Consider the following 25,013-nt stretch of genomic DNA (forward strand, 5'->3'; position numbering starts at 1 on the left):
TTGGGCTACTAGTTAGTCCAACTCTTTTACCAACATAGCTATACGTTGACGTGAAAGGTTAATTTTCCTACCGATCTTAGCGTTAGACCAACCTAATATTTTATAGTCCTTGATCAACTCTCTCAATCGCTCTTTTTTTCTACAATTTGTCGACCCTTTTTTTGGCCCGCTAGTGACTTTATTAACCCTTAATGATTCATATGCTTCATGCCGTATCAATATTGCTTGAAGCTGTCTCAAGCTAGCCTCTTCACTGTACTCAATACCTTTGCCTTTATAAACAACTATGTCACACTCTCTTTCCGTTGTAGTTGGCTCCAAAGCTCGAAGCATCGCCGTTATGTACCCCTTACAATCTCTGAAGTCCTCAATAAAAACATTTTTAACCTTTTTAGATGTAAATTTTAAATGGCTATTAACGAGATAATGTATCTCCTTAGCATAGTCTTGCCATTTATTGTACAGGTTAAATTTCATATATTGCGGCCAAGAAAAGTTGATTGTCTTATCTAATATAGATTCAAGAAAAATTGGCTTCGTTGGTAAAGCTTCCGTCCACTTATACTTATCAGAATTAAATTCTTTAATTATGGTTCTTCTGTCTCGGTAGTAGTTACTTTTCGCCATTCGATTATAACGGTTACTAGCTAAGTGGAACCTGCAATAATAGTGTGAGGAGTCATGCAACTCACGCCAACACAAGCAGCAATATGTGCATTTTTGAATTGGTTGTCTTTGGTAACTCTTTCTAGATAATAATCTGATCGTTTTCAATAAGAAATAAATGTCTTTTGAGAAGTTGAAGCCCGCACCAAACGCTTTTCGACTTTTTTCCGAGGGTTTGAAAAGCTCAACAGCAGCACTATAATTATTAATACATATTAACAAGTCTCCTAAACTAGCTACACCTTCACTTTTATCCAATGTTAACTTTTTTAAAGACTGTTTAAACTGAGTGGAAAACGTTAAGTCGCTCAATAATTCAGCGATAAATACCCCATCTTCTGATTCTCTTTTCCGCAGGTATATAATTTTCCCATTCAAGATTAGCTCCTGTACGTCTCTTAAAATACGATTACAAGCGTCAGAAAATAGTGCCATATTTGTCAACAGTAATTATGTGTACTTTTGAATATATCGTACTTCAACCAATTACTTCAATATGCTTCAGAACATTTCACATAGATAAGGTTTTATATGAACAATGAAATTCTGAATTCGAAAGAAGTAGCAAAAATGTTGGGAATTAGTAGAGCAACTTTGTGGCGTTTACGAACGAATAACGACTCCCAATGCTCTAATCCATTTCCAAAGCCAATTCAAATAACAGTTCGTCTGATTGGATGGGAAAAACATGTACTAGATAACTGGCTCAAAGAACAACGAAAGCAGCTCCATTAAGCTGCTTGATGACTCAGACCCGACGCACCTTCGGAGGTGCAGGTCTCAGAGTAACTTTTCCAGAAAACGATATAAATAAGGGCATTAAAGCGATTTCATACCGAAATCGAAATTTCCAATTTAAGCCTTAAAACCATTGTAATCATAATGATTTCTATGAAATCAAATAGGCACGTATAAATGAACAAATATAAACACGTTCAACAAAAAGCGATAACGGTTCGCTTTCCGTTATCCGACTATTTAAAAATCGAGCGAGAAGCTGAGGAGCTAGGTTCAAATTTAGCCGACGTCATGCGCAAAGCATGGCTAGCGTATAACAGTTCACAAGATTTTAAAACTGATCTTAAAAATTCAGAGATTAGATTAACTAGCAAACTTTTTGAAATTTGTTGCGCGGTTCAAGGATTATCAGAACAGGAACGAAAAGACGCTTTTCAAGAACTAAAATCACGACTTTCGGGAGGTGTAAAATGACTTTGCTAGGGAGATATCAAGACTGGAAACTTATGGGTTTAACTTGGCTTGGTTTAACACTTTTATTAAGTTCCATTGCTATAAATTATACTTGGCATTTGGGCACACGTTGGCCTCCGTTAGCAGACCATTTGTTTCAGTGGCTCAAGATAGTTAAAGGGTATGTAATTAACGAACTTTCTGCCTTCAACAATTACACTAACTATCTAGCTAATAATGAGCTAGTAGTCCACTTTTGGATTCACCTAATAATGCCAATTTTAGCAAGTAGTCTTGTTGGAGGGTTCCTTGCTTTCAAGTTCGTTTATGTCGAAGGGGGACTCGATAAATATAGATTTAAATCTGGCGTTAAGTTGCTGCCAAATAAACAGGCTGTCAAATACCACAAAAGAAAGTTAAGACGCCACAACCTAGATTTTGCATTACCTCTTCACCCATTAATTTATTTACCGGTGCCTGAGCAGTTAGGCAACATATTTATATCAGGATCACAGGGAGCTGGAAAAAGTACCGTTCTGAAGCCTATTCTAAATGCAATATTTCAATATAACCGACACGCGTTAATTTACGACGCCAAATTAGAGTACACGCAATTATTTTATAAAAAGACAGTTATCCTAATCAACCCTTTTGATTCAAGGTCATCATATTGGAATATCGCTGAAGATATCGATTCGGAGTTATCAGCTAGAAATGTCGCTGAAGCTTTTATCAAGGAGTCTAAAGATCCCTTTTGGAGCGATGGTGCTAGAGAAGTTTTAGTCGGTATATTTCTATCACTCAACAAAACAATTTCCGATTGGAGCTGGGAAGACTTGAATTCTTATTTGTCTATTAACACGGACAAACTGCAAGAGTTATTAAGTTGTTATCACCCAATAGCCAAAGTGTTCATAGAAAAAGACAGCAAAATGACGCAAAGTTTACTTGCCTATATGTCGAGCCAGCTTAGTTGGATTAATGTTGTCTCAGACTATTGGAAGGTAAAGGACTGCAATAACTTTTCTATCAATCGTTGGAGTGAAGCTGAGCAAGCTGAACGCCAAGTAATCATTCCAAACATTCCCAATTACAGTCATGTTTCATCTCCTATTTTCGGTGCTTTATTGTCTCTTGTTTCTAATAGATTATTAAGCCAAGAAGATAATGATAGACAGTTTTGGTTCGTACTTGATGAGTTAGCCGATTTACCTAAGACAAAATCGTTAATAGACTGGCTTTCTAAAGGTCGCTCAAAGGGAGGGCACACCGTCGCTGCTACACAAGCTCAGCAACAAGTTCGAGCCAAATATGGCGACGATGCAGAAACTTTACTTAGCTTATTTTCGAACACTGTTACTTTACGTACCAATTCATATGAATCAGCTTCTAAGTTATCAAAAAATATCGGCAATAGAACCGTTGAATTACAAACTAAAAATTACGATAAAGATGGGAATGTCAGTTTATCAACGCAAGAAAAAGAATTACCAGCAGTCACTCCAGAGCAAATAATGCACTTGCCGAGCCCAAATTCAAAAGGGGTAACTGGCTTTTTAACTCTTGCAGGATATAAAGCGTCTTACCTTTTAACTTGGCCTTATCCTCAATTAAACAAAATAGCTGACGGTTTTATAGCTAAATCTATAAAACATAGTGAAACATGCCCAAATAGGCGAGGTACGAGAGGGAGAAGCAAATCATGCTAACCATAGCTCCCATTTCAAACATTAGCTATTACGCAAACCTTGCAGCTGAGGACTATTACCTAGACAGTGGAGAGCCAGAAGGTGAATGGGTTGGCCTTGCTAGTCGTATATTAGGACTAAGTGGAACAGTTAATAGCGAGCAATATCAAAATATATATCGAGGACTTTCACCATCAGGGGAAAGCGCTCTAAGACAATTTAATACTTCATCAACAGCTAAACAACGTGCTGGCTATGATTTGTGTTTCAGTGCGCCTAAGTCAGTTAGCTGTGCATGGGCAAGCTCAAATTCTCACTTACGTCACAAAATTCAACTTGCTCATAAACAAGCTGTTTTGCAGTCAGTTGCTTTGATTGAAGATAAAGTTGCTGTTACTAGGACAGGCAAAGGAGGATTAATTCAAGAACAACCTATTGGCATTGTGGCGAGTTGTTTTGAGCACAGTACTAGTCGAGCTCAAGACCCGCAGCTCCACACACATTGCCTAATTGCAAATATCGCGGCTCGCACAAACAAGACTTGGGGGACATTAGATAGCAAACATTTTTATGACTGGAAAATGGCTATTGGGGCGGCATATCGTGCAGAGCTAGCTAAAAACCTGCATGAGTTGGGGTTTAGTATTGAACAAGACAATGATAGCTTCAGGCTTATTGAAGTCCCACAGAACATCTGTGACTTCTATTCCAAACGCACTAAAGCAATCAAAGCAGAGCTTGAAAAATATGGCGCAATGAACAGCTCTAGCAAGGCTGGAGATGTCGCTACGTTGATGACACGCCAGAGGAAAGACACTATATCGCGCAAAGATTTATTTAAGCGCTGGCAAAACGAGTTAACTCAGCTTGGGTTTTCTGAAAGACAACTGAACATAAGCTTAAACACTGAAAAAAGTATTTCGTTATTTGAGCTAGAGCACACTGACATTCTGACCGTAGAATCACTCAGTGAGCAATTGATTGATTCTAAGTCTTCATTTACTGTTCAAGAAATATATAAGCAAGCGTTTATTAACGCTCAGTATACTGTCGACGGTATAAAAACCGCCAAAAATATTGCCAATGACTTCATTAATGATTCATCGACTATTGAACTTGGTTTGGATTCGAAAGGTAGACAACTTTATACGACTAAAGCCGCCTTAGAACTAGAGAGAAAGATGGTAAATACCGCGAAGAGTTTGGCTAACCAACGCGCATTTAAAACTTCAACTAACACAATTGAAAATGCTATTTATCACAATAGCTTTCCATTATCTGACGAACAAAAAGAGTCTATATATTCAGCTTGCGAACCGAACAACTTGAGGATTATTCAAGGTTCAGCAGGCGCGGGGAAATCTGCGTCTATGAATGCAGTCCGTTTCTATCTATAACGAAAGTGGATACAAAGTTATTGGCGCTGCCATAGCTAAATCCGCAGCGAATAACCTTGCGGAAGAAGCAAACATAGAAACATTTACTATTGCCAAATTATTAAAGGATGCGAAGAAACTAAAATTAGACAACACAATATTGATGATCGATGAAGCAGGACAAGTCAGTACGAAGGATATGCTCAAGTTAATCAAATTGACCAAAGAGAATAATTCAAAATTAATTTTGGTAGGTGAAGATAAGCAATTAGATGCAATTGAGCATGCAGGAACACTTCGTTATTTATCTCAACCTGAGGTAATCGGCACTACAAGAATTGAGTCTATTCGACGACAAAGCGAAGATTGGGCTAAACAGGTAGTTGTAGATTTTCGAGATGGTAATTCAGAAAAGGCCTTATTTGAACTCGACAACCGAGGACTTTTAAATATATGTGATGGCTCAAAATTTACTAAGCAGTTCCTAATCGAGAAATGGAGTCAATATAACGATAATAATCCCGAAAAAGATTCAATTATGTTGGCTCAACGTTGGGATGACGTAATGGACTTGAACAACCTCGCTCGTCAAGAATTACAAAAAATCGGTAGCCTTTCGACAAAGGAAGTTGAATTAGATTGTACTGTTAGTAACAAAACTTTTTTGCAAAAGTTCGCTATTGGCGAACGAGTCAGGCTAACAAAAAATGATTATAAACTCGGCTTAACAAATGGAGATATGGGCAAGATAATAGATATCTATCCGTTAGAAGATGGTAGTTACAACCTTAATCTACAACTCTATTCAGGCAAAAGTATAAAAATTAACTCAGAAGAATACTGTGACAAAAATGGAAATCTTAACCTGATACAAGCATATGCAATGACGGTTTATTCCAGTCAAGGGTTAACTATTGATGGAGATTCTTTTGTTTACTATACAAGTGGAATGGATCGTTCAAATACGTATGTGGCTTGTTCAAGGCACAAGGATAATTCTCACCTATTTATTAATAAAACCGAAATCAACGAGCTAATCAGTGACAGAAACAAAATCGTTCATAAAGATAAAGCTTTTATGCACGTACTAGCTGAAAAAATATCGAACAACGAGCGCAGCTTTTTAGCTACAGAGTTAGCGCCAAATATACAAACTAAAAACGTAGAAATTGAAATATAAACAATAGAGGTAAATTAGAAATGTCTGAACCAATCATGAAAATCACTGACGGATCATCTGAGGCTAAGGTCTATTTCGATCAAATAGGTATTTCAATTATTAGTGGAATAGTAACTGTTGGTATAACCCATAAACAATTATCAAACTACTTTGCAAATGTAGATCAAATCAATAGCGGCTTTATGACAGGCAATAGAAATAGCGAAAGAATCAACTTTATTCTTGGAGGAGCGGCAATGTCCATAACTAATGAAGATTTCGAAGCATTTAAGCTTAAGCATTCAAAATTCTTAGAAAGATCTGATCGTTAGCTAAATCTACTATTACCGCTAAATAAAACCAAAGAAGTGACCGAATGTGTTACTTCTTTACCCATTTATTCATCACTATTCTATTTTTTCTTGTTTACTCCCTAATTTTCTCATAACCTATCCTTTATCAAATTTGAGGGCTCAAAATGTCTAGCGAAATTCTCACTATCAAGGAGTTAGCCGAATACCTCAAGCTAACCGAAAAAACAGCATATAGACTCGCCGCTGAAGGAAAACTGCCGGGGTTTAAAGTCGGTGGTTCTTGGAGATTCAAAAGTGAAGATGTTGATGCATGGATAGAAGAGCAAAAGGATAAAGAATGACAAAAGAACAACAAATTGAAAATGCTCTTGTCTCAAAGTTAGAAGACCTTAAATATACCTATCGTCACGACATCCGTGATAAGGCTTCTCTGGAGCAAAACTTCCGTGAAAAGTTTGAAGCTTTGAACTACGTAAAACTTACTGATTCCGAATTCGCCCGACTTCGAGATGAAATAGTAACAGCAGATGTGTTTACTGCTGCCAAAACGCTGCGCGAACAAGGTTACTTTCAACGCGAAGATGGAACACCTTTGCATTACACGCTAGTGAACATCAAAGATTGGTGTAAAAACGAATTTGAAGTAATCAACCAATTACGTATCAATACAGACAATAGCCATCATCGATACGATGTCATTTTGCTAATTAATGGCGTACCTGTTGTACAAATTGAACTTAAGAACCATCAAATCGTTACCCGTCGAGCGATGGAACAAATAGTCGAGTATAAAAACGACCAAGGCAACGGGTATGGCAATACGCTGATGTGCTTCATGCAGCTATTTATCGTCAGCAACGAATACAACACCTATTACTTTGCTAACAACCGCAATGAACACTTTAGCTTTAATGCAGATGAACGTTTCTTACCTATTTACCAATTAGCAAACGAAGATAATAAGAAGATTGCACATCTCCATGATTTCGCTAATGACTTTCTTGCCAAGTGTACTTTAGGACAAATGATTAGCCGCTACATGGTGTTAGTTCAGTCCGAACAAAAGCTTTTAATGATGCGCCCTTATCAAATATATGCCGTTAAAGCGATTGTAGATTGCATCCACCAAAACCGTGGAAATGGCTACATTTGGCATACTACTGGCTCTGGTAAAACTTTGACTTCTTTTAAAGCATCAACACTTTTAAAAGATAATCCTGATATTGAAAAATGCTTATTCGTTGTAGACCGTAAAGATCTGGATCGCCAAACCCGTGAAGAATTCAACAAGTTTCAAGATGGCTGTGTTGAAGAGAATACTAATACTGAAACACTTGTACGTCGCATGTTATCTGAAGACTATTCAGACAAAGTAATAGTTACAACTATTCAAAAGCTAGGGCTAGCACTTGATGAAACAAGTAAACGAAATCAGAGTAAGCTAAAAGAAGGTAAGCAAACTTATAAAGAGCGTTTAGAGCCTCTGCGTGACAAACGTATTGTCTTTATATTTGATGAATGTCACCGTTCACAGTTTGGAGATAACCATAAAGCAATAAAGAGCTTTTTTCCTAACGCTCAACTGTTTGGCTTTACTGGCACACCAATCTTTGAAGAAAACTCTACCTATACACAAATTGATGGAACAGTAGGCACATTCAAAACCACAAAAGATATATTTGAAAAAGAGCTACACGCTTATACCATTACTCATGCCATCGAAGATAAAAACGTATTAAGTTTCCATATTGATTACTTCGGTAAAGATGAATCAAAAGCAATCGAAGACGGTAAAAGTAAGAAGGTTAAGAAGCCCAAAAAAGTCACACCTCCACCAGAGGCTGTCGTTAAAGAGATTCTAAACAAACATGATGCTGCAACAAGTGAGCGCCGTTTTAACGCTGTACTAGCTACCGCATCGATTAATCACGCTATCGAGTATGTTGAACAGTTTAAAATTCAACAAGAGCAACTACAAAGTGAAGACGAAAACTATAAACCGTTAAATGTCGCTTGTGTTTTCTCGCCTCCTGCACAGCCACCTAAAAATGCAGAAGAAGCTAAAGAGGCAGATACCAAATCAGCAGATAAGAATGTAAAAGACATTAAACAGCTTCAAGAAGATTTGCCTCAAGAAAAAGCAGATAACCAAGTAGAGCCAGAGAAGAAAAAGGCGGCATTAAAAGCGATCTTAACTGACTACAATAACCAATACGGTACAAATCACACAATTAATGAATTTGATCTTTACTATCAAGATGTTCAACAACGCATCAAAGATCAAAAATACACAAATGCGGATTATCCACACAAGAATAAAATCGACATTACAATTGTTGTTGATATGTTGCTTACTGGGTTTGACTCTAAATATTTAAACACCTTGTATGTCGATAAAAATCTTAAATACCATGGATTAATACAAGCTTTCTCTCGTACGAATCGCGTACTTAACGACAGCAAACCTTGGGGAAATGTCCTTGATTTTCGAGGCCAAGAAGACGAAGTAGAAAATGCTATATCTCGTTTTTCAGGTCACAACCCAGAAAACGAAGACAAAGAAGTATGGTTGGTCGATCCTGCACCTGTAACCATCGAAAAATATCAAAATGCAGTCGAGAAGCTTGAAACTTTTATGAAAGAAAAAGGCTTAGATTGCACTCCTTCAGACGTAGTAAATCTTAAAGGCGATAATGCAAAAGCAGATTTTATCAATCACTTTAAAGAAGTACAGAAGCTTAAAACTCAAATTGATCAATACACTGAGTTAGAAGAAAAACAGCAACAGACAATTGAGAAAGCACTACCAACTGATATTTTACGAGGATTTAAAGGGCAGTATATAGAAACGGCTCAAGACCTTAAACGTAAACAAGACCAAAACAATGGTGATAAAGGCGACATAGACGACAAAGTTCAACAACTAGATTTTGAATTTGTCTTGTTTGCTTCGGCAGTTATTGATTACGACTATATTGTTGGCTTGATCGCTAAATCGACACAAGAACCAAGTAAACAGAAAATGACGCGTAAAGAAGTCATCGATATGATCAGCGCCAATGCCAACTTAATGGAAGAGCGCGAAGATATTATCGACTATATCAATAGCTTAAATACTGGTGAAGTACTTACTACAAAGCAGATTCACGAAGGTTACCAAAATTTCAAAGCAGAAAAGTCTGCGAATGAATTAAATGAAATGGCAACAAAGCACAAACTCACGCCCGAGGCACTTCAAAACTTTGTAGATACAATAATTAGTCGAATGATCTTTGATGGTGAATTATTAACAGACTTATTAGAGCCATTAGAGTTGAGCTGGCGAGAACGAGGCAAAGTGGAGCGTGACTTAATGGAGGACCTTATCCCTCATTTACATAATTTAGCCCAAGGGCGCGAAATTTCAGGACTCACGGTTTATGAATGATCTAGATTCTAAAGTATTTTTTCCTGAACTAAGGTTTCCTGAGTTTCAGTTATTGGGTGGTTGGCAATATACAAACGCAAATAAGCTTTTTAAACAGGTTAGTAATAAAAATCACAATTCAGATCTTCCGATTCTAGCTATTACCCAGGAGTATGGTGCAATCCCTAGGGAACTTATCGATTATAATGTAACCGCTACAGAAAAGAGTATCAAAAGCTATAAAGTTGTTGATGTAGGCGACTTTATTATCAGCCTCAGGTCATTTCAAGGTGGAATTGAATATTCGACGTACAAAGGTATATGTAGTCCCGCATACGTTGTTCTTAGAAAAACAGAAGGGGTTAACGAAGAGTTTTTCAAGCATTACTTCAAAACGAAGCGCTTTATTCGTGATTTGACAAAAAACCTCGAAGGCCTGCGTGATGGTAAGATGATCAGTTATAAGCAATTCTCAGAAGTTTTTTTACCCTGTCCAAAGCCTGAAGAACAAAAAAAAGTAGCCAATTTTTTATCATCTTTGGATGGGTTAATTCAAAGTGAAATAGCAAAGTGCGATAGCTTAAAAATGCATAAAAAAGGTTTGGAACATAAACTCTTTGCAAAGAAGGCTGCCCTTCCTGAGTTACGCTTTGCAGAATTTGATGGTATGTGGGAAGAGTCTACGGTAGGTCAAATTGCAACGGTCAAATCAGGCGGAACCCCAAACCGTTCCAACTCAGAGTATTGGGAAGGAGATATTCCTTGGGTTTCTACTACACTCATAAATTTTAATTTAATCAATGAGGTAAATGAGTTTATTACAAAGACCGGACTAGATAACTCCTCTGCTAAAATCTTTCCAGCAAACACAATATTGATGGCTATGTATGGGCAAGGAAAAACAAGGGGGCAAGTTGCTAAACTAGGTATGGATGCCTCTATTAATCAAGCATGTGCAGCATTAACCCTAAACAAAGAAGTATCTACAGATTTTGTATACCATAGCCTTGCAGCAAGTTACGAAGAAATAAGAAGCATAAGTAATGATGGCGGGCAAAAAAACCTGAGTGCAACTCTTATTAAGAAAATACCTTTTTATTACCCTGATGTGAAAACGGGTGAACAACAAAAAATATCTGATTGCTTATCATCTGTAGAGAAACTTATTTTATTGCAAGAAGAAAAAGTTGAAGCTTTGAAGTCATACAAAAAAGGCTTTGTGCAGAAAATATTTCCTTCTCGGGAAGAGGAATATGCATGAATGAACTAAATTTTTCGAACCTTGATGATGCCGCTGTACATATACGTAATTCGTTAGACAACGGAATTCCACTGCCAAGAAATAGAGTCAAAAATATCAATCAAATATTGCTTTTTGCTTATAACGGAACGGGTAAAACTCGATTGTCTATGGCTTTTAAAGACGTAGGTAAGTTAGACGATAATAGAGACACTTTGTATTTTAATGCGTTTACAGAAGATTTGTTTCGTTGGGATAACGATTTAGAAAACGACCAACAGCGAGTTTTAAAGATTAACCAAGAGTCTCGTTTTTTCAACGGACTACAAGAATTAGAAATGGAAAACCGCATTCGGCCTTTGTTACAGCGTTATGCCGACTTTGACTTTTTTATCGACTATGATGACTGGGTCATTAATTTCACCCGTGATGTTGAAACAGGTACGGGCGCAGAAACAATTGATCATATTAAGGTATCTCGTGGCGAGGAGAATATCTTTGTCTGGTGCTTTTTTCTTGCAGTTGCTCAATTAGCAGTTGATCAACAAGTAGCCTATGACTGGGTAAAATATCTTTATATTGATGATCCTATTTCATCATTAGATGATAACAATGCTATTGCTGTAGCAAGTCATCTGGCACAATTATTAAAAAATGCTAACAGAAGAATTAAAACAGTTATATCTTCTCACCACACACTATTTTTTAATGTGATGTGGAATGAGCTTAACGAGAAGAAAAAGCTACAGCCTTACTTTTTAAGTTATGACAAAGAAGCGCAGCTTTATAAACTTCGTTATACCAATAGTACGCCTTTTTTCCATCATGTAGCCTTGCTTGAACAGCTTCATCAAGCCTCTGAAACAGGCAATTTATATACGTATCACTTTAATATATTGCGCAGCATTCTAGAAAAAACAGCGACTTTTCATGGGTTCAAAAACTTTTCAGCTTGTATTGAGCAAGGTGATGATGATCCAGACGGTGTATTACACGCACGTATAGTCAACATTTTAAGCCACGGTAATTATTCTTTATTCGAACCTATGGAAATGACTTACGAAAATAAAAGTCACTTCCGCCGTATATTAAATAACTTTTTAAATAATTATAGATTTAACCCTGAGCTGTTCCCCGAAACCAGCGGAGTCACAAGAACCCGTAGCGAACCAAGAGCAGACTGAACAGCTAGTAGAGACAAACTAATATGACTCAAGAAGAATTAAAAGATTTAGGTAAAACACTTTGGGATATTGCCAACAGCTTACGCGGTGCAATGAATGCAGATGACTTTCGTGATTATATGTTATCGTTTCTGTTCTTACGTTATTTATCAGATAACTATGAATTGGCAGCAAAAAAAGAGTTAGGCCGTGATTACCCTACGCTGGCTGAAGACGATAAACGAGCGCCATTAGCTGTTTTTTATAAAGAACTTTCTGAAGAAGATAAGTCTTTCTTTGAAAAACAAATGCGTCGCAAACTTCATTACGTGATAGAGCCAAATCATCTGTGGACGAGCATTGCCGAAATGGCTCGTACTCAAGACGATGAATTGTTGCGTACATTAGAAGCGGGCTTTAAATACATCGAAAACCATAGCTTTGAAAGCAGTTTTCAAGGTTTATTCTCTGAAATTAACCTTAACTCTGAAAAGTTAGGTAAGAAGCCTTCTGATCGTAATGCAAAGCTCTGCACTATTATTACTAAAATCTCTGAGGGCATAGCCAAGTTCTCAACAAAAACAGATATCCTTGGCGATGCATACGAATACTTAATTGGCGAGTTTGCTGCTGGTTCAGGTAAAAAAGCGGGTGAGTTCTACACCCCCCAACCTATATCGGATATTTTATCTCGTATCGTCGTATTAGATAGCCAAGAACCTGCAACAGGCTTAAAGAAACGGCTTGATAAAGTAATGGACTTCGCTTGTGGCTCAGGTTTCGTTAATATTGAATGTTAGAAAGCGCCTAGGCTCAGACGGCATAGGGAAAATATACGGACAAGAAAAGAACATCACCACTTATAACCTTGCTCGTATGAATATGTTGTTGCATGGAGTTAAAGATACTGAGTTCGATATTCATCATGGCGATACCCTATTAAATGATTGGGATATGCTCAGTGAGATGAATCCAGCTAAAAAACTCAAATGTGATGCGGTGGTCGCCAATCCACCGTTTAGCTATCGCTGGGAGCCTACAGAAGCAATGGGCGAAGATTTTCGCTTTAAAAGCCACGGCTTAGCACCTAAATCTGCTGCTGATTTTGCTTTCTTACTTCATGGTTTTCACTTTTTAAGTGACGAAGGCACAATGGCAATCATATTACCACATGGCGTGTTATTCAGAGGCGGAGCTGAGAACCGCATTCGTACCAAGTTACTAAAAGACGGTCATATAGATACTGTAATTGGCCTTCCTGCCAACTTATTCTTCTCTACTGGGATCCCTGTATGTATTTTAGTACTGAAAAAGTGTAAGAAGTACGATGATGTTTTATTCATAAATGCTAGTGAGCATTACGAAAAAGGTAAGCGTCAAAACAAGTTACGTGACGGAAAAGATGGACAACCTAACGATATTGAAAAGATTGTAGATACTTATCAATTCAGAAAAGAAGAAGATCGTTATTCTCGCCGAGTATCGATGGGTGAAATAGAGAAAAACGACTTCAACTTAAATATTTCTCGTTATGTCAGCACAGCTAAAGCTGAAGCAAAAGTAGATCTAAAAGCAGAACATAAAAAGCTGGTTAGTATAGAGAGTGAAATAACTAGAGCTTTAGAAGAGCACAATGGATTTCTAAAGGAGCTAGGACTAGATCTTCTACCTACTGGTTCAACGGAGAAGTAGGTCATATAAAACCCTGCTGGGGTATAATGCGGGGTATCCCATATTTCTATCTTCTAAAAGTCTATATTTTACAATGGCACGAGAGGCTTATGGGCGGCATGATGTAATTTCATAGAAATTTATTAAGTATCAAAAAAGACCGAAAAGTAATGTTTTGCGGTCTTTTTTAACTTCCCACAAGAGCCCAAAACGTTCCACTAATTTCAAGAATGCTGATTCTAAACAATTCAGCAGCGCACTTATCTGCACAATATACTGAAAGTGGACACCCGATCTCTTTGGATTTATACATAAACGCAAAGAAAAAAATAACTCCTCATAACGTTTTCCTATTACCGATACATCCTCCCACCGATTGCTGTTAAAGCATCAAAAACCAATTTATACTAGATAACGACCAATCAAAATATCGATATCTCTTTTGCAATCTGCAATAAATATTAGTTATCACATCCAACTAATTTATCTTAAAACCAACCATAACCTGTTCTTTTAATAGGTAAATATTACAAGTTTAGAATAAAAAATTGACATCAGTTTTAAATGGTGGTCTTATAAATTTGCTTTAATTACAAGCAAATAAAACAAAGGATTGTTCATTATTTCCAGATTTGAACAGAAGTTACTTTGCCAATTTAAATAAAACTAAAAGGTACTGAACTTGAATATAAAAAAATCTATCCCTCCAATTTTAATAGCTTTAACAACTATGTTTTACATTGGTACTGTTAATGCTTTACCTGCTTCCGAATGTAAAGTCATCTATGAAGACTGCATGGATTCTTGGTTTACAAGCCAAGGCACCTGTGCTGGAAGATATATGGATTGCCGATCCGCACCTGGTGAATAAACACGACATTACATCTATATAATAAGGACTATGAAATGAAAAAATTTAAAAGTATCGTTCTCATCTGCTTAGGCAGTCTTTGTATATCTACAGCAAACGCATTACCAGTCGCGGAATGTCAAGCAATGTATAACGACTGTATGGATTCTTGGTTCACTACTCAAGGAGGCTGTTTACGACAGTATATTGGGTGTAGAGGTTTAGTTGGTGAGTAGGAAGTACTACTTGTGTTTATAAATTTAATAAAAATAAAGGAATATTTATGTTTAATAAAAAAGTTTTACCAATTTTGCTTGTTTTTAGTGCAATAGCCCTATCAACCTTCACATATGCTTTGCCTGTTTCTGAATGCAGACCTAAATATAATGACTGCATGGATAGTTGGTTTTCAACAGCTGAAGCATGCTATGGAGATTATAAACTCTGCAGAAGCTCACCTGGCGGCGATTAAGCTCGTCACCAGTTCGTATTAGGCGAAGAGTAAAGGTTAATCTTTTGCTCTTCGCTTTTATAAATTTAAGCTAGGAATATACATATGGATGCGTCAAGTTCTATTCAATATAAACTCCATGATTACAAATTACCCTCGTCTACTCGTTTTATAGTGAGTTTAATAATTTTTATTTTATTTGCTAAAGTATTTAATCTTTTTTCTTTCGCGTACACGTTCGATTTAAACTGGTTACAGATTCAAACTTTATCAAGTTTAGGTATACCCAAAGAAGATCACTTAGGCATGGTCTATGATTTTAGCCAAAAATCATACTTCTTTGTAATGATGAAATTCGGACTAAGAGACTTACTCCTATATACGGTGGAAGTTATTAGTCTTATACTGCTAACTATAGGTTATGGCCAACTTTTAGACTCCAATATAACAATAAAACAACTAGTAGCTGTAGGTGCATCCATCAAGCTACCTTACGGAGTTTATTTGTTGTTTGCCTCGACTTCTTTTTATTTTGTAGGTGAAAAAATCACAAAACAGCTTCAATATTACACAGACATTTCTTTTAATCGTTTCCTCATTGACAACTACCCTCACTCTGAGTTGTTAACTTCTTTTTTATCTCTAAATATTACAATTGCCCTTGGCATAGGTGTCGCTTTATATGTGCTATCAAAAATAAATGAGCAACGTTTACTGTCATTATCAAACTTGTTACTTGTGGGCATGCCTATTTTAACTATTGCAAGCATAAAGTATTTGATAGGTTAAAACTTATAACTATGACATATAAAAAATTGACTCTATTTTCCATTGGCTTAGTGCTGCTTTATTTAGTTTTGGTAAAAAGTCACAGCCAAGAGAAAAACTTCAATGTTATAAATTTGCATAAGGTTGGAGTTACAGATGTAGCCGGCTCTGTTTATACATCGGGAAATATCACTTTTACTGACAAGGCGACGTTGACTTCCGAAATAGTTGCTAAAGTAAAGAGCATTTATGTAGAAGAAGGTGACACTGTAAAACAAGGACAACCTTTAATTCAGTTATACGCTGATGATATTAAAAAAGAAATCGAACAGCAGGAAGTAGTTGTTGCCAATAGAGAAATACAATCTAGAAAAAGTCTAGCTTTATTAAATAACTCAAAAAACAATTGGACACGAGTAAACTCATTGCACAATAAAAAGTTAAGCAATGACTATGATCTAGACGAAGCAGCATTGGATCTAGAGCTAAGAAAAATTGAATATGAAGAGTCAAAAAATTATTTGTCTCAAGCGTACGTCGCTCTATCTATTGTGAAAGAAAAAGCTTCAAAAGCGCTAATTGAATCACCTATTAATGGAGTCGTTTTTTCTTTGTTGATTAAAGAAGGTGAAGTCGCAATAGGCAGTGCTATGAGTATTGCAGGTTCAGAGTTAATTGTTATAGCTGATCCAAAGTCTTTTATTGTAGAAGCTCAAGTACCTGAATATGACATTGCAAGAGTACAAATTAATCAACCAACTAAGGTTTATTTAACTAGCGAGCCCAACACTCCTTTGAAAGGAAAAGTTATTAAGATAGGAACTAAGTTTTTGTCAACATCACAAAGTAAAGGAAACGAACTTCCCATAAATATCGCATTAGATACTTCTTCACTAAAGTTAATCGATGGTATGACATGTGAAGTAGAACTGTTAGAAAGTAGTAAATCAAATACTATCACAGTTCCAATATCTGCAATTCAGTATGAAGAAGAAAAAGCGAGTTTTGATAAAGGCTATATTTCAGGCAGTATCAAGAAATACTTTGTATATAAAATTGTAAATAATATTGCTATTAAATCTTACGTACAAATCGGTATCTCAGATATTGAACGACAAGAAATAATAGAGGGGGTCGAGTTAAACGATATTATAATATCTGGACCATCTAGTCTTTTAGCAAATATCAAAGAAGGCATTGAGGTAACGGAAAATAATTGGATTATCAATGTACAAGATATATAGGTTGTTAATTATACTAAAGTCATCATTGGATGAGCTTAGAAGAAATAAACTTAGAACAGTATTAACTTCTTTTGGCATTACTATAGCGATAGCAGGTGTAACTGCAATTGCAGGAATTATGGCCGGAGTAGAACAAGATTTGACAAGAGATTTCCAAGAGCTTGGCTCAGAAACAATAATAGTCAAACCTAACATTTACCTATGGTATCAAACCAATAATTTATCTACTATGTCACTCAAAGAGCAGTTAGCTCTTCAAAGTCACGTCAGGGGAATTTCAAAAGTTGCAAGCTTTTCTCCATTTTCCTTCCAAGGTGACGGCATTTCTGGGACACAATTTTCTTTAGGAGACAAGAAAGCTAATGGTACAGTTTTAGCAATTTCTGAGTCATTAGCAAATGTTGTGAATAGATACCCGTTAAAAGGCCGTTTTTTTAAATTTAGTGACTCTGAATCTAGGCGTAGAGTATGTTTGGTAAACATTGGTTTAGCTAATCAACTTGATATCTCCGACATATCACAAACTAAATATTTACAACTAGGTAATATAAAGTGCCGCGTTATAGGTATTATGCCTGGTTCAAATAAAGATATTCTAGGCACAAGTGCCGACGTCTATTTGCCACTTGGTACAGCGGCACAATTAAATCTGAATGCTATTTCTTTAAGGTTTGCCTTTAAAGTTCTTGAAGACGCTAATGCTCAGGGCATTTTAAAAAATGTTTCAAATATACTGCGAGCTTCACAAAAAACACCAAGATCTTCACCTAATAATTTTATTATTCAAGATGCTAATGAGATAAAGTCATTGTCTAAAGAAGTTTACAGGAAAATCGCAGGAGTCCTATTTTTAGTTGTAAGCATTGCGCTGATTGTCGGTGGCATAGGCATCATGAATGTAATGTTGGCTTCTGTTAATGAAAGGACTAGGGAGATTGGCCTTCTAAGAGCAATTGGTGCATCGCAAGAGTATATTAAGGTAAAATTCTTAGTTGAGTCATCATTACTAACTCTATTTGGTGGTGTATTAGGAATTGCTTTGGGGTACTTAACCAGTATTGTTTTATCATCCATTTTGGGAACCTCTGGTCAATATATTCCACTTTGGTCTATTTACGCTTGTATAAGTTTTTCAATATTAATAGGTTTAGTTTGTGGTCTAGGACCAGCTATGAAAGCAGCTAAACTTCCTCCAATAGACGCCCTTCGAGCCTCGTAGCAAATGATAGAATTAAAAGCCATCCAAAAAAAGTATATAAAAGGGAAACAAGTAATAGATGCCCTTAATAATATTAATCTTCGTATTTCTAAAGGACAACTTCTATCAATTACTGGTTCTTCGGGTTCAGGGAAGTCTACATTAATGAATATTCTTGGATGCATAGATAATCCGAGCAGTGGCACATATTATTTAAATGGTCTAAATATTTCTGAGTACAATGATAAAGAGTTGTCAAATTTACGTAGTCAAGAAATCGGGTTCGTTTTTCAAAACTTTAACCTATTAGATCACTTAACAGCTGTTGAAAATGTTATGTTGCCACTAAATATCAAAGGAGTTTCATTTAAAAGCTCGTTTAACAAAGCTATGGAATTAATAGAACTTGTTGGCTTATTAGGTAGAGAACATCATACGCCTCTTGAACTGTCTGGGGGGCAGCAACAAAGGGTAGCTATTGCTCGTTCTTTAGCCAATAATCCAAATATTATTTTGGCCGATGAACCAACCGGCAATCTAGACTCAAAATCATCTTTAGCTATTCTAGATATTTTTTTAAAGCTTAACAAAATGGGCAAAACTATAATTTTAATAACACACGAACCAGAGATAGCGAAGGCTTTTGATAGAAATATCGTACTATCTGATGGTTCTATGATTAATGAAGGGGAATAGTTAACAATGAATAATAATCTTAAGGTCGTTTTACTTTTTTAATTTTAACTCCAGGTTCCGTAATTTTATCAAAACATCTTTTCAATCCGAGTGATGTCACTTCAAGCACTGCTGATAAAGTAGTTAATGGTAATTATGACTCATTTGGAATTAATTCCGAAAACCCTATCAATATATACACTGTGGAGTGGTGTAAGGCTTGCTCTAGATTAAAAAAATACTTACGAGTCAAAGGTGTACCATTTAAAAATATGGATGTTGAAAAAAGTAGTGAAGCGTTGGCTCACTACAAAAAGTTGGAAGGTGACCGTTACCCATTAATTCTTTTTAGTAATGTCAGAATAAATGGTTTTCACAAATTAGAATTAGATAACCAACTCCAAAAACTGCTTCAACAGCCAAAAAGTTAATACCCTATAACTGGGAAAGGTGGTGAATTAAACTAACTTTTGGTTAAACAAGAAGGTTGAATATATAGTTTTAAATGAGTAGTTAACATCAGGAGTACAATAAGGACTGATGATGCTCCCCCAAAACTTATGAATCAACCAAATACTTAAAGTTTTTGGGGCTGCTTAATTTAATAGACTTTTATTCGAGACCAGCAGATCTACCCATTTAAATAAAAGCATTAAGATTAAACTCTTAGTGCTTTTTTTTATCTTAAAAGTGCCTTTACCAGCTTGATGCTAAAAATGATATGTTATAACATCGCACAGCACATTTGTTACAATATATCATTTTTTAATATATGGATTTAGAGGCATCATGAAAAAATTATCAAAAGTTGTGAGTGCTCTGCTGGCATTGGCTGCTAGCAGCCAAGCTTATGCAGAGCCTGTAGCAGGTATTATTACCAACAAAGACGGCACTGCAATACCTGGTGCTGTAGTAAAAGTAATGGGGACATCGGCTTTTACAGTTACAAATGAAGAAGGCAAGTTTGTTTTAGACGTTAGCCCTGGTAGTTATGAATTACATGTTGTTGCAAAGCGTTATGTTCATGAAAATATTGAGGTGACTATTGAACCTAATAGCAATGAAAACGTGTTCGTTTCTCTCGACAAATCAGCTATCGAAATTATTGATATCACAGCGTCACCTCTACACAGTTCAAATATCGAATCTGCATTGCCTATTACGGTATTGCACGGTGAAAGCCTTCGCATGCGACAAGAAAGCACCTTGGGTGACACGCTAAGCAAAGAGATTGGCGTTCATAGTAATTTCCACGGCAGCGTTGCAAGTACACCTATTATTAGAGGCTTAGATGGTCCTAGAGTATTAGTAACGCAAAACGGACTTGATGCTGGCGACGCATCTCGAGTAGGGCCTGATCATGCAGTATCTACTGAAACATCAACAACGGAACGTATTGAAGTATTACGTGGCCCAGCTACTTTGTTTTACGGAAGTGGCGCTATTGGTGGTGTTGTGAACTTGGTTGATGAACGAGTTCCACGTTCTACTGAAACAAAAGGTGAATCGTTAACTGAATACAACAGTAATAATGAACAAGGTTTAGTTTCAGGATCTATTAATAGTGGCACTGGTAATGTAGCGGTGCATGCAGATGGCTTTTACCGTGAGAGCGAAAACTACCAAGCTCCTAAAAAAGACGGTGTCGACGAAATTGCAAACTCAGCAGCGGAGTCAACAGGCTTCACATTAGGCTCAAGCTACCTATTTGATAATGGTTTTGTGGGCTTTTCTTATCAGATGTTAGATCAAGAATACGGTATACCGGGCCACAGTCATGGTGATGAAGAAGTTGCTGTGCTAGCAGATCTAGAACAAAACCGCTGGCAGTTATTGAGTGAGTTTAATTTTGAAAATGAATTCATTAAAACCGTAAATTCCAAAGTTGCATATACAGACTATAACCACAGTGAACTAGAAGTTGGCGTAGTTGGTACCACTTTTGACAACGAAAGCCTTGAAGCAAGAATTGAAGTGTTGCACCAGGACTATTCTGATTGGCGCGGAGGCTTGAGTTTTCACTTTAAAGAAAGTGACTTTACCGCGGTTGGTGCAGAGGCCTTTACGCCTCCATCAGAAACAAGCTCAATCGCCCTAGCCTGGATTGAAGAACGTCATTTTGGTGATGTACTTTTACAGTTAGGTGCGCGAGTAGAACGCACTGAAATTACTGCGTCAAAAGTTAGACTGCCTGAACTAGAACTAATTGAATCTCACGACGAGCATGATGAGCACGAGGAACATGAGGAAGACTCGCACGATCATGATCATGACCACGCTCATGACGATCACGCAGAACAAACCATCACTAGAAACTTTGACGTAAAGCATACTTTTACACCTATAAGTCTGTCTGCTGGTGTTGTTTGGGATTTCACTGACGGCTATAACTTAGGTCTTTCTTTAGCGCATTCAAAACGTGCGCCATCTGCCTCTGAATTGTTGTCATTTGGTCCTCATATTGGTACTGGTTCTTACGAAGTTGGCGCTTTATTCTCACTTCATGATGATGAAGAAGGACATGAACCGCACTTTAGTTTGACTGAGCATGACATTGTTATGGAAACGTCGAATAACATCGACATTAGTCTTCGAAAGTTCAAAGGGGACTTTGGCTTAATCATAAATGCTTTTTACAACCAAATAGACGATTACTACTACGAACAAGCTACTCACTTTTCAGCAGGTGACGGACATGATCATGGCGATGAGGAAGAAGAGGCACATACGCTTCCTTTATACGTTTTTACTGCACAAGATGTGACCTTACATGGTTTTGAAGCTCAAGTTGTTTGGCAAGTTACCAATGAGTTTTCATGGCGCATTCAGGGCGATGTTATTCGTGCCCGTTTAAAATCTGGAGGTGAGCTGCCTCGTACACCACCAGCAAGACTAACAAGTGAATTTAACTATCAAGGCGAACGCATTTCCGCGGGCTTATTTGTGAGCAATTATTTTAAGCAAGACCACACAGCAGAGCTTGAAACATCAACGGATAGCTACGTAATGGTAGACGCCAACATTAATTACCACTTCACCGTTGGCCAACAAGACTTGGCCCTGTACTTAAAGGGCAAGAACTTAACAAATGAATATGCACAAGTGCATACCTCATTCCTAAAAGACTTAACACCGTTAGCTGGCCGTTCGGTTGCTTTTGGTATTCGTGGATCATTTTAATTAAGGAAAATCATGAAAACATTTCATTTAAAACCAATAATAATAGCGTGTGCTTTAGCCCTAACAGGTTGCGGCAATAGCGAAACAAATATAACTGAAATTGAGTCTACCGTTGATCCTGTAGAGAGCGAAGAAGGACACGATCACGCAGGCGAAGTTGGTGAAGGTCGTTTAGCCATTGCCGACGCTGAGCAAGCGCTGATCCATATATTTAATTTAGAAGACAACAGCTTAGTTGAGTCTTTAGCAATTACTAACCCAGCTGATTATTTGTACGCGAGTCCAGAGGGACGTTATGCTGTTGCCGTACAACGCTCTTTTGACACGGTAGAGTTTATTGACGGTGGAGTATGGCAAGAGTTACATGACGATCATTATGACCAACATGTAGACGAGCCTGTGTTAACAAGCTTCACTTTAACTGACGTTAAGCCAACGCATTATGTTCCGCGCGGTGACAAGGTTGCCGTATTTTTGATGGCAATAAAGACACGGGTGACAATGCTGGAATTAGCTTATTAAGTGATGAAAGTATTGGCGAAGAAGCAGTTATTGCCGAGCATCACTTTGATACTTATATGCATGGCACCGCTGAGATTCGTGGTGACTTTGTTTTAACAACATTAAGAGACAGTGAAGCAGAAAGTAGTCTGCCTGACAAAGTGGCTGTACTTGAAGTCCACGGTGATCACTTCCACCAAGAGCAAGTGTTTGATACAACTTGTCCTGCCTTACATGGCAGTTTCCAAACGGAAGATTACATCGCCTTTGCCTGTGGTGACGGTGTACTAGCCATTAAACAAGAAAACAGTGTTTTCACCGCTCAAAAAATTGCTAACCCTGCAGAAATTGCTGATGGTTCACGCATAGGTACATTAAAAGGCAGCGAAGAAAGTAACGTTATGATTGGCAAAGCCGGTGCTGACTTCTTTCTTGTCGATTTAGTAAACCAGAATATCGCACCATTTGAATGGCAACAAGAAGCAGGTGCTGTGTCAATTACCTATGGCTTTGATGGTCATAGTGAACATTTACTAATACTTGATAACGATGGACACTTGAACGTTTACTCTGCAGAATCAGATTGGCAGTTTGAAATGGCTATTGAAGTATTTGAGCCACTAGGCAACGACGCAAAACCAATGATTATTGCATCTAAAGCTCACGAGGTTATTTATATAATAAATGGCCAAGAAGTGACAGCGGTTGATTTACATGATGGTGAAGTAACTGGACACTTTGATTTAGACTTTGTACCAGGCAACGCTGCATGGCTTGGAGTAGCGGAAGAAGAGCACGACCACTAAAAGTGGTCTAAATTTCTTCTATTGAAGTTAAACAGAGCTAAACGCAAGTTAACCAATAACAAAATGGGCTAGCTTGCGTTATCGTAATTAGTTACAGCTTGAATCCGATTGATGACTCGTGCAATTGGTATGTAGTTGGCAACGTTTGAAGTTTCCTATATGAGCAAAAACAACCAAACTTGCACCTACCAAAGTTAATACCTTTTCTCCATACTCTCCAATCAAGTCATGGCCTAACAGTAGAGCCAGCACCATTAATACTAAGCCAGAACCACCCCACAGCAACAAACGATAACGTTGGTGCTTTTTACACCCAACGGTTAAGGCATAAATACTAATAGGGATCACGCCAACAATCATCCAAAAGTGAAATGCTTCATTTTGTAGCTGAAGCGCTGTTAAGCTTGGTAATAACACTAACAATATAGGCAACAATAAACAGTGTACGGCACACAATATTGATAACCCAACTGAAAATTTATCTGCAAATTCTTGTACTGTTTTCAATTTTTTTACCTTAAATGAAGAATAATCTGTGTTTAATTTCTAAATCACCACGCCAGTTATGTTATAACATATCATTTACAATTTGAAGTAAGGATCTACTTATCGTACCTACTTCAGATAACCAAAGCCTAAAACCATAAAAAGACTGAACAAATCTTGTTATCCAGAATGTTACAATATATCATCGCATAAATTAATTTTAGAACGTTGTAAATCATATGAGTATTTCTTCTAGTAATCCGGTCATCAGCGCCGAATCATTATCTGTTGTACTAAACAACAAAAAAATTCTTACCGACCTGAACTTTAATGTTAAATCAGGTGAAGTGTTCGCCCTTTTAGGTGGTAACGGTGCCGGCAAGTCGACTACACTAAAAACCTTCCTTGGAATGATTACTCCAACTTCGGGTTCAGCAAAAATCCTTAACTTACCTGTTGATCAGCACGCAACAGAATTAAGACAAAAAATTGCTTACTTACCTGAATCGGTCATGTTATACGCACATCTAACGGCACGAGAAAATATCAAATACTTTTTATCGTTAGCCGGGATCAATAAACGTGATGATGAAATTAACCATGCACTAGAAAAGGTGTCTTTGCAGCCAAAAGCATGGGATGAGCGTTTAAGCCAATATTCAAAAGGCATGCGCCAGAAAACAGCCATCGCCCTTTCAATTTTAAGACAAGCGCCGATCTTTTTCTTAGATGAACCAACGTCAGGCTTAGATCCGATCGCAATTGACGAGTTCAACCAATTAGTAAGCCAACTAGCGAGCTCCGGTGCAACCATTATGATGGTTACTCATGACGTATATGGCGCATGCCAAGTGGCTAATCACATTAGTCTGTTACGCGATGGTCAGTTGGTTGGTAATTTTAGTAGCCCAGAACAAGGTCACATCAATACGGAAGAAGTTCATGCTGCATTTGCTGCTAGGAGTCTTGCGTGAAATCCT

The 25,013-nt window shown here is 37.2% G+C and carries 24 protein-coding genes; 22 read left to right on the top strand and 2 right to left on the bottom strand.

Annotated features, from left to right (window positions below; all coding sequences use genetic code 11):
• Nucleotides 1-12: 12 nt before the first annotated feature.
• Nucleotides 13-1,044, bottom strand: a complete 1,032-nt coding sequence (locus tag GNP35_RS09985) for a hypothetical protein (RefSeq protein ID WP_155695944.1) — start codon at nucleotides 1,042-1,044, stop codon at nucleotides 13-15.
• A gap of 153 nt (nucleotides 1,045-1,197) precedes the next feature.
• On the opposite strand from GNP35_RS09985, the gene GNP35_RS16570 reads away from it, so the two are divergent.
• From GNP35_RS16570 to GNP35_RS10085, 21 genes are all read left to right on the top strand, one after another.
• On the top strand, nucleotides 1,198-1,401 hold the full coding sequence (locus tag GNP35_RS16570; protein WP_155695945.1) for a helix-turn-helix transcriptional regulator: 204 nt from the start codon (nucleotides 1,198-1,200) through the stop codon (nucleotides 1,399-1,401).
• A 180-nt stretch (nucleotides 1,402-1,581) separates the two neighbouring features.
• Nucleotides 1,582-1,878, top strand: a complete 297-nt coding sequence (locus tag GNP35_RS09995) for a hypothetical protein (protein WP_155695946.1) — start codon at nucleotides 1,582-1,584, stop codon at nucleotides 1,876-1,878.
• Nucleotides 1,875-3,566, top strand: a complete 1,692-nt coding sequence (locus tag GNP35_RS10000; RefSeq protein WP_155695947.1) for a type IV secretion system DNA-binding domain-containing protein — start codon at nucleotides 1,875-1,877, stop codon at nucleotides 3,564-3,566. Before GNP35_RS09995 ends, GNP35_RS10000 begins: the two co-directional genes overlap by 4 nt.
• Entirely contained in the window at nucleotides 3,560-4,942 is a 1,383-nt protein-coding gene (mobF, locus tag GNP35_RS10005; protein WP_155695948.1) for a MobF family relaxase, read from the top strand. Before GNP35_RS10000 ends, mobF begins: the two co-directional genes overlap by 7 nt.
• The gene (locus tag GNP35_RS10010; protein ID WP_155695949.1) at nucleotides 4,920-6,101 is read left to right on the top strand and encodes an AAA family ATPase; all 1,182 of its coding nucleotides are present in this window, start codon (nucleotides 4,920-4,922) and stop codon (nucleotides 6,099-6,101) included. Before mobF ends, GNP35_RS10010 begins: the two co-directional genes overlap by 23 nt.
• Nucleotides 6,102-6,121: 20 nt before the next feature.
• The gene (locus tag GNP35_RS10015; protein WP_155695950.1) at nucleotides 6,122-6,412 is read left to right on the top strand and encodes a hypothetical protein; all 291 of its coding nucleotides are present in this window, start codon (nucleotides 6,122-6,124) and stop codon (nucleotides 6,410-6,412) included.
• A 146-nt stretch (nucleotides 6,413-6,558) separates the two neighbouring features.
• Nucleotides 6,559-6,735: a methylation-associated defense system helix-turn-helix domain-containing protein MAD1 gene (mads1, locus tag GNP35_RS10020; RefSeq protein ID WP_155695951.1), complete on the top strand. Its 177-nt coding sequence runs from the start codon at nucleotides 6,559-6,561 to the stop codon at nucleotides 6,733-6,735.
• The gene (locus GNP35_RS10025; RefSeq protein ID WP_155695952.1) at nucleotides 6,732-9,821 is read left to right on the top strand and encodes a type I restriction endonuclease subunit R; all 3,090 of its coding nucleotides are present in this window, start codon (nucleotides 6,732-6,734) and stop codon (nucleotides 9,819-9,821) included. The genes mads1 and GNP35_RS10025 overlap by 4 nt, the downstream gene beginning before the upstream one ends.
• Nucleotides 9,814-11,061 carry a restriction endonuclease subunit S gene (locus GNP35_RS10030; protein ID WP_155695953.1) on the top strand — a complete coding sequence of 416 codons (1,248 nt, stop codon included), beginning with the start codon at nucleotides 9,814-9,816 and terminating at the stop codon, nucleotides 11,059-11,061. The genes GNP35_RS10025 and GNP35_RS10030 overlap by 8 nt, the downstream gene beginning before the upstream one ends.
• Nucleotides 11,058-12,224, top strand: a complete 1,167-nt coding sequence (locus tag GNP35_RS10035; RefSeq protein ID WP_155695954.1) for an AAA family ATPase — start codon at nucleotides 11,058-11,060, stop codon at nucleotides 12,222-12,224. The genes GNP35_RS10030 and GNP35_RS10035 overlap by 4 nt, the downstream gene beginning before the upstream one ends.
• Nucleotides 12,225-12,247: 23 nt before the next feature.
• Nucleotides 12,248-13,003, top strand: coding sequence for a type I restriction-modification system subunit M N-terminal domain-containing protein (locus GNP35_RS16060; RefSeq protein ID WP_269139940.1), 756 nt, complete (start codon nucleotides 12,248-12,250; stop codon nucleotides 13,001-13,003).
• On the top strand, nucleotides 12,972-13,895 hold the full coding sequence (locus GNP35_RS16065) for an N-6 DNA methylase (protein ID WP_330997763.1): 924 nt from the start codon (nucleotides 12,972-12,974) through the stop codon (nucleotides 13,893-13,895). Before GNP35_RS16060 ends, GNP35_RS16065 begins: the two co-directional genes overlap by 32 nt.
• A 1,112-nt stretch (nucleotides 13,896-15,007) precedes the next feature.
• Nucleotides 15,008-15,196, top strand: coding sequence for a hypothetical protein (locus GNP35_RS10045; RefSeq protein ID WP_155695955.1), 189 nt, complete (start codon nucleotides 15,008-15,010; stop codon nucleotides 15,194-15,196).
• 84 nt (nucleotides 15,197-15,280) lie between these two features.
• A complete protein-coding gene (locus GNP35_RS10050; protein ID WP_155695956.1) occupies nucleotides 15,281-15,964 on the top strand; it encodes a hypothetical protein in 684 nt (227 codons plus the stop codon).
• Between the two features lie 11 nt (nucleotides 15,965-15,975).
• Nucleotides 15,976-17,187, top strand: coding sequence for an efflux RND transporter periplasmic adaptor subunit (locus GNP35_RS10055; protein ID WP_155695957.1), 1,212 nt, complete (start codon nucleotides 15,976-15,978; stop codon nucleotides 17,185-17,187).
• Nucleotides 17,171-18,406, top strand: coding sequence for an ABC transporter permease (locus tag GNP35_RS10060; RefSeq protein ID WP_155695958.1), 1,236 nt, complete (start codon nucleotides 17,171-17,173; stop codon nucleotides 18,404-18,406). The genes GNP35_RS10055 and GNP35_RS10060 overlap by 17 nt, the downstream gene beginning before the upstream one ends.
• Before the next feature lie 3 nt (nucleotides 18,407-18,409).
• Nucleotides 18,410-19,081 carry an ABC transporter ATP-binding protein gene (locus tag GNP35_RS10065; protein WP_155695959.1) on the top strand — a complete coding sequence of 224 codons (672 nt, stop codon included), beginning with the start codon at nucleotides 18,410-18,412 and terminating at the stop codon, nucleotides 19,079-19,081.
• Nucleotides 19,082-19,263: 182 nt separating this feature from the next.
• A complete protein-coding gene (locus GNP35_RS10070) occupies nucleotides 19,264-19,491 on the top strand; it encodes a glutaredoxin domain-containing protein (protein WP_330997764.1) in 228 nt (75 codons plus the stop codon).
• A gap of 358 nt (nucleotides 19,492-19,849) precedes the next feature.
• Nucleotides 19,850-22,240 (top strand): TonB-dependent receptor, encoded by a 2,391-nt coding sequence (locus GNP35_RS10075; protein WP_155695961.1) that lies wholly within the window; start codon nucleotides 19,850-19,852, stop codon nucleotides 22,238-22,240.
• Between the two features lie 12 nt (nucleotides 22,241-22,252).
• Complete coding sequence (locus tag GNP35_RS10080; RefSeq protein ID WP_155695962.1) at nucleotides 22,253-22,762, top strand: hypothetical protein; 510 nt, start codon at nucleotides 22,253-22,255, stop codon at nucleotides 22,760-22,762.
• Between the two features lie 56 nt (nucleotides 22,763-22,818).
• Nucleotides 22,819-23,547: a hypothetical protein gene (locus tag GNP35_RS10085; protein WP_155695963.1), complete on the top strand. Its 729-nt coding sequence runs from the start codon at nucleotides 22,819-22,821 to the stop codon at nucleotides 23,545-23,547.
• An 87-nt stretch (nucleotides 23,548-23,634) separates the two neighbouring features.
• Here the strand turns inward: GNP35_RS10085 and GNP35_RS10090 are convergent, their stop codons facing one another.
• Nucleotides 23,635-24,054 (bottom strand): MerC domain-containing protein, encoded by a 420-nt coding sequence (locus GNP35_RS10090; RefSeq protein WP_155695964.1) that lies wholly within the window; start codon nucleotides 24,052-24,054, stop codon nucleotides 23,635-23,637.
• Between the two features lie 218 nt (nucleotides 24,055-24,272).
• Between GNP35_RS10090 and GNP35_RS10095 the strand changes: the two genes are divergently transcribed.
• Entirely contained in the window at nucleotides 24,273-25,007 is a 735-nt protein-coding gene (locus GNP35_RS10095) for an ABC transporter ATP-binding protein (RefSeq protein ID WP_155695965.1), read from the top strand.
• Nucleotides 25,008-25,013: the final 6 nt, after the last annotated feature.

Origin of the sequence: Psychrosphaera haliotis (assembly GCF_009728465.1) — a bacterium.
Classification (GTDB): Bacteria; Pseudomonadota; Gammaproteobacteria; order Enterobacterales; family Alteromonadaceae; genus Psychrosphaera; species Psychrosphaera haliotis.